The organism is Phormidium sp. CCY1219 (genome assembly GCF_055795085.1).
In genome coordinates this window covers 1-737 of record NZ_JAYFEQ010000210.1, presented here as the reverse complement: position 1 = coordinate 737, position 737 = coordinate 1, and the positions used below count along the sequence as shown (strand labels likewise).

Annotated in this window: 1 protein-coding gene; it reads left to right on the top strand. The window is 48.7% G+C overall.

Features of this window, described 5'->3' with window-relative positions; translation table 11 throughout:
• Positions 1-30: 30 nt before the first annotated feature.
• On the top strand, positions 31-737 hold a 707-nt coding region (locus AC0QH1_RS01675), incomplete at its 3' end, for a S8 family peptidase (RefSeq protein ID WP_324629019.1).

Below are 737 nucleotides of genomic sequence, written 5' to 3'. Positions count from 1 at the left end.
ATTTCTCGGTTAGAAAACTTAACTCAAACCTTGAAACAACGAGAAGCCGATGCAGAGATTTCCGGTGGAAATCCGATTAGCACTTCCTTAATGGAACGGCTAGAAACCCTGACCGAAAGCTTGAAGAATCAGGAAAATGCAACTCCCGTCAGCGAGAATACTTCGGCTTTAATTGCGCGAGTCGAAGATATGGTAGTGCGAGAAGCACCCCCCGCACCGGCTGAACCGGAAACCTTTGAATTTTCCGAAACTTCTCAACCATTAGTTGGTGTTATCGAGACCGGATTTAGTGCCAATAATCCCGATATTGACTATTCCCGGATTATTTTAGGCCAAGACCGGGTGGATGGAGATGATAACCCGTTGTTGGCAGAAGGTGAAGGCAACGAACATGGCACCCATGTGTTAGGATTGATTGCCGCTCAAAAAGACAATGGAATTGGCATTGATGGGATTAATCCCGATGCGCCGATTTGGGCGGGACGCGCGATCGGTTCTGGCAAATGGGCCGAATCGCTAGTAGAATTTGTGGATGCAGCGAAAGCGTCAGGTCAACCCAATGCGGTGGTGAATTTGAGTATGGATTTGACTCAAATAGATGCTGAGGGGAATGTGACGACTCGTTATGAGTTTACGCCTCAAGAACGAGCGGCGATCGAGTATGCACGTCAGAATAACGTCATGATTGTGGCCGCTGCTGGGAATGACGGTGGTGTGATGTCGGCGTTGGGTCAAGC